This window comes from Deinococcus hopiensis KR-140, from assembly GCF_900176165.1.
GTDB lineage: Bacteria > Deinococcota > Deinococci > Deinococcales > Deinococcaceae > Deinococcus > Deinococcus hopiensis.
Map to the genome: position 1 here is coordinate 2,057,919 of NZ_FWWU01000009.1, position 14,627 is coordinate 2,072,545.

Here is a 14,627-nt window from a genome sequence, read left to right on the forward strand (position 1 = left end):
GGGTATGGCTCCCCTGAACATTCCCTTCCTGAAAACCCTCGAGGACAAGCTTCCCGACGGCGTGACGCACCCCACCTGGATCGTCCTCGACGTGACCGGCTCCTACGCGGCGCGGCAGCCCAGCAATCCAATCCAGGCGCTCCTGAACCGTGAGGAAACGCTGGAGGGACTGGAGGCGCGCATCGAGAAACTCCGGGGGGCGGGGTGGCTTCACGGGGTCCTCATCCGCATCTCGGAGTTCACGGGTTCGCCCGCCACGGCGCACGCCATCCGGGGCCTGCTCGCGCATCTGGCAGAAGCCAAGCGCGTCGTCGCGTATCTGCCGCAGCTCACCATGACGGCGCTGCTCGCGGCCAGCGGCACCACCGAGATTGTGGCCCCCGAATCGGCGGATGTGATGGTCCCCGGCTTCGCGGTTCAGCCCACCTTCCTGGGCGCGTTCCTGAAAAAGAACGGCATCGAGTTCGAGAACCTGCGAATCCGGGAATACAAGGCGGCCCTGACCCGCTTCTCGCAGGAGCACATGGACGAGGCCAACCGCGAACAGCTCACGGCGTACCTGAACGGATTGGAAACGGCCTGGGCGCTGGACCTTGCTGACGCGCGGGGCGTGAGCGAGAACGCGGCCCGTTCATGGCTGACGGGCGAACTCACGAGCGCGCAGGCGGCGCTGGACGCCGGGCTGATTACCCAGGTGGCCTACGAGGACGAGCTCGTCGGCCCCGGTACCCGGCCCATCGCCGCGGTGCTGGACTTGCTGATGCCGCAAAAGCCGTCTCAGCCGAAAGCCGGGCGGGTGGCAGTGGTGTCCGTGATCGGCGCCATCGTGACTGGCAAGAGCCGCAACAACCCGCTGCCCCTGCCGCTGCTGGGCGGCCCGCAGGCAGGCTCCGATACCGTCGTCGCTGCGCTTCGCCGAGCCAAGAAGGACGACAAGACCAAGGCCATCGTGCTGTACGTGGACAGTGGCGGCGGCTCGGCGCTCGCCTCGGACCTGATCTGGCGCGAGGTGGCGACCTCGGAAAAGCCCGTGGTGGCCGTGATGGGCGAGTATGCCGCGAGTGGGGGCTACTACGTCCTGACCCACGCCAAACACGTGGTTGCCAGCCCTTACACCCTAACCGGCAGCATCGGCGTGGTGAGCGGCAAGCCCGTGATGCGCGAGTTCAACGCCCGCCACGGCCTGAATCCCGAATCGGTAGGCCGCGAACGTGCCCTGATGTATTCGGCAGCCCGGCCCTTCAGCGACGAGGAACGCTCGCACGTGGAGCGGAGCATCGCCGAGGTCTACGACCGCTTTGTCTCACGGGTGGCCGAAGGCCGCAAGCTGAGCACCGATCGCGTCAACGCGATCGGTCGGGGCCGCATCTGGAGCGGTCTGGACGCCCTGAACCTCGGCCTGGTGGACGAATTGGGTGATTTGCGCGTGGGGATTCAGAAAGCGCGTGAACTCGCGGGGCTCCCCGACGACGCCCCCACCTGGAACGCCGCGCCCGCCCGCAACGGCCCCCTGCCCGAATTCATGCAGGAAGCCGCCCGCGCCGCGCAGGTGGGCGTATGGCCCTTCGGCCGCGAGCGGGTGCTGACGTGGCTGGATCAGGAAGTCAAAGTTCGCTAGGTGGTGGGGAACAGAGAGGGGAGGTGGACGCACCCGGGCGTCCACCTCCCCTCCTTCTCGGCTTGGAGCTCGCCCCAGTCCACGGCCACTACCCAATGATCTTCTCGTACTCCCGAATTTGCCCCCGGATCAAGTCCAGGCTTTCTTCCCAGAACTCGGGCGCGTGCAGATCAATGCCAAAGCGGGCAGCGAGGGTGCGGGCGCCGGCCAGTCCAGTGCTGGAGAGCAAATCGTCGTAGCGGGCCTGGAAGTCGGCCTCACGGCCTTCGGCCTTGGCCTGCCGGTACTGGGCGTACAGGCCGAGCCCGAACAGCAAGCCGAAAGTGTACGGATAGTTGTAAAAGCCCAGGCTGTAGTAGTGCGGCTTGACGGCCCACATGTAGGGGTGCGTGGTGTTTAGCGCGTCGCCGTACGTCTCGCGCTGCGCCCAGGTCATCAAGTTGTTCAGTTCCTGCCCCGTCAGGTCCCGCTCGGCCCGTTTCTGGAAGACGGCCCGCTCGAACAAGAAGCGCGAGTGAATATCCACCACCACCTGCGCGTGCCCCAGCAGTTGGGTTTCCAGCACGTAGAGCCGTTCCTCGCCCGTCGCCCCCTCCAGCGCCGCATTCTGAATGATCGTCTCGCAGAAGATGGAGGCGGTTTCGGCCAGCGTCATGGGCGTCTCGCGCTGTAGGGCCGTCTTGGGCGCCTTCAGCAGGTTGTGGTAGCCGTGCCCCAGTTCGTGCGCGAGGGTGGATACGCTGTCGAGGCTGGGATCGTGGTTCATGAGGATGCGGCTCTCGTCGCCGCGCCAGCCCATGCAGAAGGCCCCGCCGCGCTTGCCTTCCCGCGGCCCGGCGTCGATCCAGCCTTCACGAAAGGCGCGCGCGGCGTAGTCTCCGAGCTTTTGCGAGTAACCCCGGAACTGCCGTTCGACAAAGCGTGTCCCCGCCTCGTAGGTCCACTCGGTTTCACTGCGGCCCAGCGGCGCGAAGAGGTCCCACCAGTCCATCTTGTCCTTGCCCAGCGCGCGGGCTTTGGCTGCGAAATAGCGGCGGAAGTCGGGGAGGGAACGCACCACCGCGCTCTGCATGGCCTCCAGGGTCTCGCGGTCGATGCCGTGGGTAAGCAGGCTGGGGGCCACAGCGTCAGGGAAACCCCGGCGGACGGCGAGGGTGCCCTCCTCGCCCTTGACGCCGTTCATGGCAGCGGTGAGCACCACTTCGCAATCCTGCCAGACGTTCAGCTCGGCTTCAAAAGCGTCGCGCCGCACCGCTTCGTCCGGATCGGTGGCAAGGGCGCGCAGGGCCGTCACGGGAAGCCTCTGGCCGCGGTACTCCCCGCTCAACTGGCTGGACACGTTGCCGTGCAGCTTGGCCCAGCCGCCCGCCCCACTGGGACGCAAGCGCGCGGCGAGGTCCTCCTCCTGCGGGGTCATCTGGTGCTGGGCGTACACGGTGCTGCGGCGCAGGAGGTGCTCGTGGGCGCGGGCCACTTCCGATGCGGCGAGCAGCGCGTCCACGTCCGCCTCGCCCAGCCACGCGGTCAGGCGCGAGCGCAACGGCCCCAGGGGCAGGGCCAGGGTGGTCAGTTCGCCCATCATCTGCTCAGCGGCAGCGTTGCGGCTGTCGGTGGTCACGAAGGCTTGGAGGTAGCCGCGCACGGGAACCAGATGCAGGACGAGGGTGTTCATCGCGCCCAGCACCTGCTCCAGCGCTTCCGGCGTCGCCACGTTTCCGCCCTTGCGCACACCCAGAGCGTCGAAGATGGCTTCCAGCGCACGGACTTCCCCGCCCAGCGCTTTGAGGTCAGCGGAAAGCTGGGGATCGTTCAGGCCCGCGTACAGGTCATCGGTTCGCCAGCGGGGCAGTTCATGCGCTCCGGCCTCAAGCCTTTCGGTGGTGGTCATGCCGGGCAGTCTAGCCAGACCAGGTGAGGACCGGGATCTCGGCCAGATGGCTTAGGGCAGGCGGGCCCTCATCCTGCCTGCGCCTCCACCTGGCCCTGTCCGCGCAACACCATCGTCTCCAGCCGCTCGGCCACGTTGACGAGGTGATCGCCCAGCCGCTCCAGGTTACGGGCCATGCGGTTGGCGGTCAGGGCCACCTCCACGTCGTCGGGGCGCTCGTGCAGCCGCGTGAGGCTGGCGCGCAGCATCTGTTCGTACAGGGCGTCCACCCCCTCGGCATCCAGGCGCATCACCTGGCGGGCCGCCTGCACGTCGCGCTCCGCAAACGCGTACGCCAGCTTTTCCAGCATCTCCACCAGCAGGTTGACCAGCGGCAGCACGTCCTGCAGGGTGGCGCTGCGGGTACGGGGGGCGAGGGCCTCGAGGTCCCGCGCCACCCCGAAGGCGTAGTCGCCCACGCGCTCCAGATTGGTCAGGCTGCGAAACACCATCAGGTGAAAGGCGAGGGCGTCCGGCGAGAGCGGCCCGGCAAAGGCGCGCAGGCAGGCGTCCTCAATCTCGCGCTCCAGCGCGTCGGTCTCGCGCTCCAGGGCCCCGGCGCGCAATGTCAGGCCCGCATACTCGGCGCGGCGGAAGGCGTCGCGCACGGCGTCCAGTTCCTCCAGCGCCAGGCTCAGCATCCGCAGAAAGCGGGCGGTCAGGTGCGTGGTGCTGGTCTGGCCGTTGGTCATGCGGGGAGTATTATGGCCGGTTGTGAGGCCAAGGTCAGGGGCAGGTGCCCCATGGGAAGGCCCGCCAAGACTGTGCCGTAGTGTTCAGGCGTGGAGGGGGCCCGCATGCGCGCCTCCCTCCGCCGTGAACCGGCGCCGAAGCCCTGGACGCTGACCGCCGCGCGGACGAGCAGATTCACCCCATGCTCGACGCCGCAGCGCGGCACGTGGGCTCGGAGCTGGACTGCGCCTGGAACGCTTTTACCCTCCAGACCCTGGGCGACAAGATGCTGGAAGCCGGCGCAGTGGCGGACCCCCCCCACCATGGGTTTCGTTCCGCCCGTGACCTTCGGCCAGGTGAAGGCCTACCGCACCGAGGTGCAGCGCCGACTGGGCTACGCGGGTCAGGCCGCCCATGACCCCGGCATTGATCTGCCTGCCGGAACCCTGCCCGGCCGGCGGCCCGGGTGGTCCCCGGTAGAACCCTGTCCCCGCGCACGGCGCCATACGCTTGCACGCCGCAGCGGCCGTACACACCTTGGAACACGCTGCGCCCGGGGCCGGCCGCGTCTCACCACCTTGCAGGGCCAGCTTGCCCAGGCCCTGTCGCGCGCCAACTACACCGCGAGCATGTACCGACCTGGGGCGCCGCTGGCCCTGCACAAGCAGGTGGAGGAGCGGGCCAAGGCAGCCATCGAGGACCTGCTGAGCTATCCCGCCCTTCTGGACAAGGAAAAGGGAGGACAGAATACGTCCGCCCGCCGGGGTGGGGGTACGGGCGGCGCCGCTGCCCCGGCTTCGGTCCCTGGGTCATGACAGACCCAGACGGCGCGCAACCCCGACGCCACGCGCCTCATCGGGGAGATATGGACGCTGGACCCAGACGCCAGCTTGGCCCTCTGGAACGCCCTGGTTCAGGCGGTGAAGGCGGGCGGAGCACAGACCGCCCGCCACCCTGGCGGCGGGCCCACCGGCTTCTCCTTTTGCAGCCCCCACTGCGCCGTGTGCGGGGCCAAGCGCCCGCTGGTGATCGGAAACACGCCTGTGCCCAAAGGAACGCGCTTCACGCCGGAGTGTGCCGCTGAGGGGGCGCGCGCCGGCGACCCCTTTAAGCGCGGAGCCGTGGTGGGCGAGTTCCAGGCGGCGGCCACCGATTACTGTGACCGGACCAGCCGCCACCGCACGAGTAACGGCAAACGTGCGGCTCCCACTGGGGGTGTGGGCGTAGCATAGGGACATGCGTTACAAAATGCTCGACTACCGCAACCAGAGCTTCATGCTGATGAGCGCCCACGAATATGACCGCTGGCAGGACAATCTTCAGCGCCGCTTCGAGGACTGCGGCGAGGCAGGCAACGTCCACATCCACGTCCGCCTCAATGGCGAAGACCGCGCCTACGCCCATGTGGACGAGTACCTCGAACAGTTCACGGTAAAGGACGTGGCCGAGGACGAGGCCAGGGTGCTGATCCGCCTGTTTGCCGCTGACGGGGATGCCAACCACGCCTGGTACGGTCCCCACGAAATTTTCCAGCCCCGGGCCGGGAAGTAAGGCGGGACGCCCCTGACCCTCTCCCCTCGCGGGACAGGCACAGTTTCGCAGGAGGGAGGGCCCCGCGTATCCAGGGATGAGGAGGGAGGCCTGCAACGGGCAAAGCGGCCCCGTAACCGCCAGTTTACGGGCGCTGTACAAAGTTGAGGTCCACGTCTGAACGAGGGCCGCACCGGGACGATTCCCGTGCGGCCCCCTTCCCCTTTCCTCTTCCTCTCAGCCGAAGCGGCCCGTCACATACGCCTCGGTCCGCTCGTCACCTGGGCTGGTAAAGATACGGTCCGTCTGGCCGTGCTCCACCAGATCGCCGTTCAGAAAGAACGAGGTGGTATCGGACACGCGCGCCGCCTGGTGCATGTTGTGCGTGACGATGATAATGGTGGTGACCTTTTTCAGGTCCGTCATCAGGTCCTCGATCTTGGCGGTGCTGGCGGGGTCAAGCGCCGAAGTCGGCTCGTCCATCAGCAGAATTTCGGGTTCTACCGCCAGCGCGCGCGCAATGCACAGGCGCTGCTGCTGACCGCCCGACAGACCCGTCGCCGGGGTTTTGAGTCGGTCTTTGACCTCATCCCACAGCGCCGCGCCACGCAGGGAACGCTCTGCGACTTCCATCAGGCGCTTGCCGTCGCGGATGCCCGCGAGCTTCAGGCCGCTCACCACGTTGTCGAACACGCTCATGGTGGGAAAGGGATTGGGCTTCTGAAAGACCATACCCACGCGGCGGCGCATAGACACGGGGTCCACGCCCGAGCCGTACACGTCCTCACCGTCCAGCAGGATGGTACCCGTTACCCGCGCGCCGGGCGTCAGGTCATGCATGCGGTTGATTGCCCGCAGAAAAGTGGTCTTGCCGCAGCCGGAAGGGCCGATCAGGGCATTCACGGTGCCACGGTTGACGTTGAGATGGACGTTTCGCACAGCCTGTTTCTCACCATAAAAGATGCTGACGTCGCTGGCGCTGAGAAGAGGGGTCATGAAGCTCCTTTGGGGAAAGCTGTCAGCGGTGGGCCGTCAGCTCTGGGGAAGGGTTTTGCTGACTGCTGACGGCCGGCTGCCTACTTACGGCGGCTGAAGCGGCGGGCCAACAGGCTCGTGACAAAAATCAGCGTGATCAGCAGCAGCGCTCCAGCCTTCGCCATCCGCTGGTTTTCCTCGTAGGCGCTGGTGGCTCCGCGGAAAATCTCCATCGGCAGAGCGCTCATCGGCTTGGTGGGATCGAAGTTGACCTGCGGGTTGCCGAAGGCGGTGAACAGCAGGGGCGCAGCCTCTCCAGCGACGCGGGCCAGCGCGAGCATCACGCCGGTCACGATGCCCCCGGCGGCGGCGGGCAGCACGATCCGCAGGGTCACGAGCCACTGGGGCAGACCCAGCGCCAGCCCCGCCTCACGCACCGTCTTGGGCACGAGCTTGAGCACTTCCTCAGTGGTGCGGACCACAATGGGAATCATCAGGAAGCCCAGCGCCAGCCCGCCCGCCAGGCCTGAGAAGCCGAATTTCAGCACAATCAGACCGTAAGCGACGAGGCCCATGACGATGGCCGGAATGCCCGCCAGCACGTCGCTGATCATACGGATGGTGGGCATCAGCGGGTGCTTGGGGTATTCGGCCAGGAAAATTCCGCCCGCCACACCGACGAGAACGCCAATCACGCTCGCCATCGTCAGCATTTCCAGGCTGCCCAGAATGGCGTTGAGCAGGCCGCCACCCGTCTCGCCTTCGGGAGCGGGAGTCTTGGTGAAGAAGTCGAGGTTCATCGCGCCCACGCCCTCGCGCAGCAGGTACACGAAAATCAGGATCAGGGGCGCAACCACCAGCAGCGTGGCGAGCAGGATCAGGCCGCCCATCGCCATGTTCTTCAGGCGCCGGGCTGGACTGAGGGCGGCGCGGGGGCGGGTGGAAGTGGCGGCAGCGGTCCGCATCATTGAATGCCTTTCGGCGTCAGGCGCGCGATGATCAGTCGGGCCGCGTAGTTCACGACCACGCTCAGAAAAAAGAGGCTCAGGCCGAGCGTGACCACGCTGGAGCGGTGCAGCGTTTCCTGCGCGTCTCCGAACTGGTTGGCGATCACCGACGCCATCGTGCTCGCGTTGCCCCACAGGCTCTTCAGGATTTCCTGGCTGTCGCCGATCACCATCGCCACCGCCAGCGTCTCGCCGAGGGCGCGGCCCAGGGCCAGAATCACGCCACCCAGAATTCCGGCGCGGGCATAGGGCAAGATGGCGCGCGAGATCACTTCCCACTTCGTCGCACCGAGGGCATACATCGCTTCGCGCTGGTCCTGCGGCACGAGGCGGATCACGTCTCGTGCCACCGAAGCCGTATAGGGCAGGATCATCACGGTCAGGATGATGACGGCCAGGGCCAGGCCGCGCCCGCCTGCCCCCGAGGGCACGAAAAAACACTGCAGGTTGGTCGTCTGCTCGGCCCACAGCGCATTGCACTTTGTGATGGTGGCGGCGTTGCCTGGATTCAGGAAATAGGCCGTCTGCCACCTGCCCAGCACTGGAGCAATCACAAACAGCGCCCAAAGTCCGTACACCACGCTGGGCACGGCGGCCAGCAACTCAATCAGGTAGCCCACCGGGTTTGCCAACCACTTCGGCGCGTACTCGGCGACGAAGAGCGCTGAGGCGATGGCAAGGGGCACGCTGATGGCGAGCGCCACCAGGCTGGTCACCAGCGTACCCACGATCATGGTCGCAGCTCCGTAGGTGCCCGCCACAGGGTTCCAGGTGCGCTGGGTAAAGAACTCCAGCCCAAATTTCTGCAGGGCAGGCCAGGACTCGCGGGTCAGCTGAAAGACACTCAGCAAAAACACGAGCACGATGACCGAGGCGAGCGCGAGAATCAGGATCTGGAACACGCGGTCGCTGGCGCTGGACAGCGAGGTGCGTAAGGGGAGACGTTGGGCGGGTTTGCTCATAGTGTCATGACCTCTCGGAGGCGAACTTCCCCCAGTTCACAGGGCAACCGTCAGGAGCAGGTCAGCTCGCGCAGGCCAAGGAGAACGGCCCCCACCTCGGAGGGCCGCCCACATGGAAGTTCAGAAGTTGGGGTGGGGAGAGAAGTGGCGACCTCGCGCCATTCATCCTCTCCCCCAGAAGGTCAGAGCTTCTTGCCGCCGTAGTTCAGCTTGCCGATGATGCTCTTGGCCTTGGCCGCCACGTTGGAGGGCAGCTTGGCGTAGTCCAGCGGCTCGTTGTACTCCTGCCCGGAAGTAACCATCCATGTCAGCAGGTTTTTCAGGGTCTTGGCCTGCGCCTCGGTGCGGCTCCCGTACTTCTGGTCCTGGTAGAAGATCACGTAGGTGAAGCTGGCGATGGGGTAGGCGTCGGCGTTCGCGCTGTTGGTGATGCTCACGCGGGTATCACTGGGAATGACCACGCCCTTGGCTGCCGCGGCAGCGGGGCCGTTGTCGGCCAAGACAAACTTCCCAGCGCGGTTTTGCACGCTGCCGAACGTCAGCTTGTTCTGCTTGGCGTACACCAGCTCCACATAGCCCAGCGCGCCGGGGGTGCTCTTCACGATTCCCGCCACGCCGTCGTTGCCCTTGGCTCCGGTGCCCACGGGCCACTGGAGGCTGTTGCCCACGCCCACCTTGCTCTTCCACTCGGAGGAAACCTTGCCCAGGTAGTCCGAGAAGACGTAGGTGGTGCCCGAGCCGTCGCTGCGCCGGGCCACAGTCATAGGCAGCGGGGGAATGGTCACGCCGGGGTTGAGCGCCGTGATCGCCTTGTCGCCCCAGGTCTTGATCTTGCCCAAGTAGATGTCGGCCAGCACCTTACCCGTGAACTTCAGGGGCTGGGTCACGCCAGGCAGGTTGTAGGCAGGCACCACGGCCCCAATTGCCATGGGCACGTGCAGCAGGGGTGCGGGCGCGGCCTTCAGCGCATCATCGCTCATGGGGTTGTCGCTGCCCGCGAAGTCCACGGTGCGCTCGGTGATCTGCTTCTGACCTGCGCCGCTGCCCACCGACTGGTAGTTCACGTCCACACCCGCCGACTTCTTGTACTCGGCGAACATCTTGGAATACAGGGGGAAGGGGAAGGACGCGCCCGCGCCTGTCAGGCTCTGCGCGCTCGCGGTGGTTGCAACCAGGGCCAGGCCCAGGAGGAAAGTCTTCTTCATGCCTGACAGGTTGCGGGCGAAGTGTCAGCCGCGCGTCACTGGGTTGTCATCAGAAGGTCAGGCCGGAGCCAGAAGGGCGGGCGGCGAAGTCTCCCCCACCGCCCTCCGACCGTTTCAGTCCGCCGCTTCCCCCTGCGCGTATTGCAACCGGTGCAGCCGCGCGTAATACCCGCCCTTGTCCAGCAGTTCCCGGTGGCTGCCCTGCTCCACCACACGGCCCCGGCGCATCACCACGATGCGGTCGCAATTCTCGATGGTTGACAGGCGGTGGGCGATGATGATACTGGTGCGCCCCCGCATGACCTTTTGCAGCGCCTGCTGAATGCGAATCTCGGCCTCGGTGTCCACGTTGGCGGTGGCCTCATCGAGCACGAGCAGGATGTCCGGGTTCTGGATCAACGCGCGGGCAAAGGCGAGGAGCTGCTTCTGCCCAGTGGAAAGCGTTGCCCCGCGCTCGCGCACCTCGGTGTTGTAGCCCTCGGGCAGCGAGAGGACGTAGTCGTGGACGCCCACATAACGGCACGCCTCCACCACCCGCGAGTGGGGAATGTCAGGGTTGTTCAGCGTCAGGTTGCTCTCGATGGTGCCCGCAAAGAGAAAGACGTCTTGCAGTACCACGCCGACGTGTTTTCTCAGGTCATGTTGCGCCAGATCGCGCACATCTACGCTGTCCACCTTCACCGCGCCGCGCTGCACGTCGTAGAAGCGGCTCACCAGCGCCGTTACGCTCGTCTTGCCCGCGCCCGTCGCGCCCACAAAGGCCACGCTCTCTCCGGGCTGAATGTGCAGGTCAATGCCGCGCAGAATCCAGCGGTCGTCCGTCTCGGGGGCCTCTGCCGTGACCGTCTGGTCATAGGCAAACCACACGTTCTCGAAGTCCACCCGGCCCTCGAAGTTCCCCAGCTTCTGGGCATCCGGCTTGTCCGCGATCTTCTCCTCGGTGTCCAGCACCTCGAAAATGCGCTCGCTGCTCGCCATCGCCGCCTGCAGGTTATTGAACACGTCGGCGAGGTCCTGGATGGGTTGAAACAGCTGTTGCGTCCACTGCACGAAAGCGAACAGGGTACCCACGGTGACGGCCCCCGCCACGCCGCTCTCCACCGCGTCCGCCCCCAGCAGTTGCCGGGAGGCGAAGTACAGCACGAGCGCCACGGCCACCTGTCCCAGAATTGCCACCGTGGGCATGAACAGCGAGAACCAGCGGACGCTGTTGATGTTGGCGTTCAGCAGCGCCCGGTTGGTGTGATCGAAGTCGAAAGCGGTGCGGGCCTCACGCCCGAACAGCTGCACGGTCAGCATCCCGGTGATGTTCTCGTTCAGGCGGCTGTTGACGATGGCCTGTTGAATCCGCGTGACCCGAAAAGCGTCGCGCAACCGCGCGCGGAAGAAGTTGGTGGCGAGGAACAGCACCGGCAGCACCGTGAAGCTAATCAAGGCCAGCTTCCAGTTCAGCCGCAGCATGAAGCCCATGTACACCAGGATCAGGAAGCTGCTCGTGATCATGCTGATCAACCCCCCCGTAATGAACTGGTTGATGGCGTCCACGTCGCTCGTCACGCGGGTGATCAGCCGTCCCACCGGGTTCTGATCGAAAAAGGCCAGGTGCAGGCGCTGCAACTTGGAAAACACGTCGGCGCGGATGTCGCGCAACACGTTCTGGCCGAGGTACCCGATGGCGAGCGTGGAGGCGTAGTTCAGCACGAACTCCAGCCCTTTCAGGCCCATATAACCCAGCGCGGCCAGCGTCAGACCGTGGTAGAGCGTCTCTGCGTTCAGCCCCGGATTCCGCACAAAAGGTGTGAGGTAGGTGTCAATGGCGTGCTTTTGCACCAGCGTGGGCAGCGGTGAAAGGACGGCAAGCAGCAACGCGACTGTCAGTGCGGTCACCACCAGCGGTACGTAGGGCCGCAGGTAGGTCAGGATGCGGAGGGTCAGCTTCAGGTCAAAGGCTTTTTTAAAGGCGTCGTTGGAATCGGGCACCGTCACTTCACGGCCTCCTGGGGAGAGTGGCGTTCGAGTTCATCGGCCGCGTCTTCTGGGTCACGCACCGGCTCATCGTCGTTGTCGAGGTCTGAGGCCAAGCGCTGCAGGCGTTCCAGGCCTGCGTAGTGCCCGCCCGCCGCAAGCAGGTCGTCGTGCGTGCCCTGTTCGATCACGCGCCCGTGATCCAGCACCACGATTTGATCGGTGTGCCGCAAGGTGCTGACCCGGTGGGCAATCAGGATGACGGTGCGGCCCTTCGTGACTTCGCGCAGCCCGTCCAGAATGCGGCGCTCGGTCTCGGTGTCCACCGCAGACAAGCTGTCGTCGAGAATCAGGACGGCGGGTTCGCGCACGATGGCGCGGGCAATCGCCGTGCGCTGCCGCTGGCCACCCGATAAGGTCACGCCGCGCTCGCCCAGCATGGTGTCGTATCCCAGGGGAAACTCGTCCACATCTCCGGCCAGCCCAGCGAGCCGCGCCGCGTTCCGCACCCGCTCCAGATCGGGCTGCTGGGGGATTTCCGGCGGAACGGGAACGGTGGAGACGCCCACACGCGTGGGAACGGGGGGCAGTTCCCGGCTTTCCAGCCCAAAGGCAATGTTGTTGGCGATGGTGTCGCTGAACAGGAAGGGTTCCTGCGGCACCACGGCGATATGGTCGCGCAGCACCCGCAGGGGAATGTGCCGAATGTCGTGCCCATCAATGCGCACCACACCGCCCGTCGGATCCATGCTCCGCGTGATGAGCTGGCCCAGCACGGTCTTGCCGCTGCCCGTCGGCCCGGTGATGCCCAGGAACGTACCGGCAGGAATATGGAGGTTCACGCCGTCCAACACGTTGGCCTCACCGTAACGCAGCGTCACGTTCTCCAGGCTCAGCTCGCCGCGCAGCCTGCGGATAGAAGGCTCTGTACGCCCTGGCGCGTCATGGACCTGGGGGCGGGCGTCGAGCAGCTCACGCAGGCGCAGCCAGGAAGACAGGCCGCGCTGCGTGACCCCCGTGATCCAGCCGATCATCATCATGGGCCAGGCCAGGCGGTCCAGGGTGGCGACAAACTGCACAAATTTCCCGATGGTAAAGGCGTTGCCCGCTTCGGGGAAAAGGATCAGCCGTCCGCTGAGCAGCAAGATCACACCGAATGTCAGGCCGATCAAGAGGCTCATCACGGCCCGGAGTGGTCCATCCACCTTCGTCAGGGCGACGTTGCGCCGCAAGAGTTCGAGGTTCATCGCGCGGTAGTCCTCAATCTCGCGGTCCTCGATGGCGTAACCCTTGACCACGCGCGCCCCGCTGAAGTTTTCCTGCGCCTTGGCAGCGATGAGGCTATTCTGCTCCTGCACCTTGGTGTGCCGCAGGTTGATCAGGCGCGCCAGGTAGTACAGCAGGCCCACGATCACGGGCATCACCGTGATCACCACCAGCGTCAGTTGCCAGCTCAGGCTGAACATGACCGCAAAGGCAGTGGCAAACCCCGACGTGATGTTCGCCACCTGCCACAGCCCGAAGCCCAGCATTTCGCGCACGGCGTTCAGGTCCCCCGTCAGGCGGTTCATGATGTCGCCTGTGCGGGAGCGGTCGTAGAACTTCTTGTCCAGCGTCTGCAGGTTGCCGTAGATGTCGCGCCGGATTTCGTACTCGGTCTGCCGAGAGGCAATTACGATCTGCCGGCGCATCACCAGCATCAGGGCCCCCGCCGTCAGCGAAGCCAGCACCGTACCCAGGGCGTAGAGGCCCACCTGCGGCAGGGTGATGCCCACGGTCCGCGCGCTGTTGTCGGTGGCCCGCGTCAGTCCGTCGATGGTCAGGCGAATAAAGAAGGCGGGCAGGAGATTGACGCTGTTGGCGATGATGACGGCCACAATGCCGATCAGGTATTGCCGCCGGTGCATGCTCAGGTAGGGCCAGAGCGTTCTTAAGCTGTCCAAGGCACTTCACCTCAAATGAAGGGGAAAGAGGCGGGGAAACGCAGGAAAGATCAGGGCGCAGGACCGGAAAAGGCCTGTGCCCGAAGCCTCGCCAGTGTACGCGCGCTGGCGGAGCGGAGAATGCGCGTAATGGCGGAGTGTGAGGCAAAAATGCACGCCTCAAGGTCTGCTTAAGGGTGCCGAACCCCCCACCCACCCCAGAGGCAGGAAAGAGGGGCGGGGGAAGCGGGAGGAGGCATCAACGCCGTGTTGACACCCTTGGGGGCCGGTGCTACTATTCACAGCCGGAAGTGACCGCGAGAGCGCGAAACTTCCGAACCCCAGAGGCAGAGATTTTCTCCGCCTTCCAGCGGGAGAGGTGCCACCCTAGCTCAACTGGTAGAGCACCCGACTTGTAATCGGAAGGTTGGGAGTTCGATTCTCCTGGGTGGCTCCAAGTGGCGCGCCACACGCCACCACAATCCGGGCCGAGACGATAGGGGCCGACATAATATGGGTAGGTGGCCGAGTGGTTAAAGGCGACAGACTGTAAATCTGTTCACGTACGTGTACGGCGGTTCGAATCCGCCCCTGCCCACCACACGCGGGAATAGCTCAGTTGGTAGAGCGTCAGCTTCCCAAGCTGAATGTCGCGAGTTCGAGTCTCGTTTCCCGCTTTTCTTCCCCACGCTTCTGTAGCTCAGTGGTAGAGCACTCCCTTGGTAAGGGAGAGGTCGTCGGTTCAATCCCGACCAGAAGCTCCATTCGAGAGTCGGCCCGCTTTATGCGGGCCGTATTCTCATGTACGGGCCATCACAGCAGGCTCCGCGTAGGTATGCTGTTG

Annotated in this window: 12 protein-coding genes and 4 tRNA genes; 8 read left to right on the forward strand and 8 right to left on the reverse strand. The window is 65.4% G+C overall.

All coding sequences use genetic code 11. The annotated features are described in order from the left end of the window. The first annotated feature begins 4 nt into the window (after window positions 1-4). Entirely contained in the window at window positions 5-1,618 is a 1,614-nt protein-coding gene (locus B9A95_RS23530; protein WP_084049494.1) for a S49 family peptidase, read from the forward strand. 88 nt (window positions 1,619-1,706) lie between these two features. Here B9A95_RS23530 and B9A95_RS23535 read toward each other — a convergent pair whose 3' ends face one another. Beyond that, window positions 1,707-3,506, reverse strand: coding sequence for a M3 family oligoendopeptidase (locus B9A95_RS23535; RefSeq protein ID WP_084049495.1), 1,800 nt, complete (start codon window positions 3,504-3,506; stop codon window positions 1,707-1,709). 68 nt (window positions 3,507-3,574) lie between these two features. Then, window positions 3,575-4,237 carry a phosphate signaling complex PhoU family protein gene (locus B9A95_RS23540; protein WP_084049496.1) on the reverse strand — a complete coding sequence of 221 codons (663 nt, stop codon included), beginning with the start codon at window positions 4,235-4,237 and terminating at the stop codon, window positions 3,575-3,577. A 303-nt stretch (window positions 4,238-4,540) separates the two neighbouring features. Between B9A95_RS23540 and B9A95_RS35665 the strand changes: the two genes are divergently transcribed. From B9A95_RS35665 to B9A95_RS23550, 3 genes are all read left to right on the forward strand, one after another. Then, window positions 4,541-5,032 carry a hypothetical protein gene (locus tag B9A95_RS35665; RefSeq protein WP_245808456.1) on the forward strand — a complete coding sequence of 164 codons (492 nt, stop codon included), beginning with the start codon at window positions 4,541-4,543 and terminating at the stop codon, window positions 5,030-5,032. Window positions 5,033-5,107: 75 nt separating this feature from the next. Beyond that, on the forward strand, window positions 5,108-5,449 hold the full coding sequence (locus tag B9A95_RS35670; protein ID WP_245808457.1) for a hypothetical protein: 342 nt from the start codon (window positions 5,108-5,110) through the stop codon (window positions 5,447-5,449). A gap of 4 nt (window positions 5,450-5,453) precedes the next feature. Then, window positions 5,454-5,768 (forward strand): hypothetical protein, encoded by a 315-nt coding sequence (locus B9A95_RS23550; protein ID WP_084049497.1) that lies wholly within the window; start codon window positions 5,454-5,456, stop codon window positions 5,766-5,768. Window positions 5,769-5,984: 216 nt separating this feature from the next. Here the strand turns inward: B9A95_RS23550 and pstB are convergent, their stop codons facing one another. The 6 genes from pstB to B9A95_RS23580 form a co-directional block, all read right to left on the reverse strand. Continuing rightward, window positions 5,985-6,743, reverse strand: coding sequence for a phosphate ABC transporter ATP-binding protein PstB (gene pstB / locus B9A95_RS23555; protein WP_084049498.1), 759 nt, complete (start codon window positions 6,741-6,743; stop codon window positions 5,985-5,987). Between the two features lie 80 nt (window positions 6,744-6,823). Next, window positions 6,824-7,687 carry a phosphate ABC transporter permease PstA gene (gene pstA / locus B9A95_RS23560; RefSeq protein WP_084050935.1) on the reverse strand — a complete coding sequence of 288 codons (864 nt, stop codon included), beginning with the start codon at window positions 7,685-7,687 and terminating at the stop codon, window positions 6,824-6,826. After that, window positions 7,687-8,691 (reverse strand): phosphate ABC transporter permease subunit PstC, encoded by a 1,005-nt coding sequence (gene pstC, locus B9A95_RS23565; RefSeq protein ID WP_084049499.1) that lies wholly within the window; start codon window positions 8,689-8,691, stop codon window positions 7,687-7,689. Before pstC ends, pstA begins: the two co-directional genes overlap by 1 nt. Window positions 8,692-8,873: 182 nt before the next feature. Then, window positions 8,874-9,896 (reverse strand): phosphate ABC transporter substrate-binding protein PstS, encoded by a 1,023-nt coding sequence (gene pstS, locus B9A95_RS23570; protein WP_084049500.1) that lies wholly within the window; start codon window positions 9,894-9,896, stop codon window positions 8,874-8,876. 114 nt (window positions 9,897-10,010) lie between these two features. Then, window positions 10,011-11,882, reverse strand: coding sequence for an ABC transporter ATP-binding protein (locus B9A95_RS23575; protein WP_084049501.1), 1,872 nt, complete (start codon window positions 11,880-11,882; stop codon window positions 10,011-10,013). Beyond that, on the reverse strand, window positions 11,879-13,768 hold the full coding sequence (locus B9A95_RS23580; RefSeq protein ID WP_084050936.1) for an ABC transporter ATP-binding protein: 1,890 nt from the start codon (window positions 13,766-13,768) through the stop codon (window positions 11,879-11,881). The genes B9A95_RS23575 and B9A95_RS23580 overlap by 4 nt, the downstream gene beginning before the upstream one ends. A 396-nt stretch (window positions 13,769-14,164) precedes the next feature. Between B9A95_RS23580 and B9A95_RS23585 the strand changes: the two genes are divergently transcribed. The 4 genes from B9A95_RS23585 (at window position 14,165) to B9A95_RS23600 (ending at window position 14,547) form a co-directional block, all read left to right on the forward strand. After that, window positions 14,165-14,240 (forward strand) — tRNA-Thr (locus B9A95_RS23585). A 58-nt stretch (window positions 14,241-14,298) separates the two neighbouring features. Continuing rightward, window positions 14,299-14,384 (forward strand) — tRNA-Tyr (locus tag B9A95_RS23590). 3 nt (window positions 14,385-14,387) lie between these two features. Beyond that, a tRNA-Gly gene (locus tag B9A95_RS23595) sits at window positions 14,388-14,460 on the forward strand. A 12-nt stretch (window positions 14,461-14,472) separates the two neighbouring features. Continuing rightward, window positions 14,473-14,547: transfer RNA gene (locus B9A95_RS23600), tRNA-Thr, on the forward strand. The last annotated feature ends 80 nt before the right edge of the window (window positions 14,548-14,627 follow it).

What these genes read in the sequence shown, in the direction of transcription:
- B9A95_RS23535 (WP_084049495.1), bottom strand. Translation starts at nt 3,506, where the DNA reads ATGACCACCACCGAAAGGCTTGAGGCCGGAGCGCATGAACTGCCCCGC.
- pstA (WP_084050935.1), bottom strand. Translation starts at nt 7,687, where the DNA reads ATGCGGACCGCTGCCGCCACTTCCACCCGCCCCCGCGCCGCCCTCAGT.
- B9A95_RS35665 (WP_245808456.1), top strand. Translation starts at nt 4,541, where the DNA reads ATGGGTTTCGTTCCGCCCGTGACCTTCGGCCAGGTGAAGGCCTACCGC.
- B9A95_RS23540 (WP_084049496.1), bottom strand. Translation starts at nt 4,237, where the DNA reads ATGACCAACGGCCAGACCAGCACCACGCACCTGACCGCCCGCTTTCTG.
- B9A95_RS23550 (WP_084049497.1), top strand. Translation starts at nt 5,454, where the DNA reads ATGCGTTACAAAATGCTCGACTACCGCAACCAGAGCTTCATGCTGATG.
- pstS (WP_084049500.1), bottom strand. Translation starts at nt 9,896, where the DNA reads ATGAAGAAGACTTTCCTCCTGGGCCTGGCCCTGGTTGCAACCACCGCG.
- pstB (WP_084049498.1), bottom strand. Translation starts at nt 6,743, where the DNA reads ATGACCCCTCTTCTCAGCGCCAGCGACGTCAGCATCTTTTATGGTGAG.
- pstC (WP_084049499.1), bottom strand. Translation starts at nt 8,691, where the DNA reads ATGAGCAAACCCGCCCAACGTCTCCCCTTACGCACCTCGCTGTCCAGC.
- B9A95_RS23530 (WP_084049494.1), top strand. Translation starts at nt 5, where the DNA reads ATGGCTCCCCTGAACATTCCCTTCCTGAAAACCCTCGAGGACAAGCTT.
- B9A95_RS23580 (WP_084050936.1), bottom strand. Translation starts at nt 13,768, where the DNA reads ATGCACCGGCGGCAATACCTGATCGGCATTGTGGCCGTCATCATCGCC.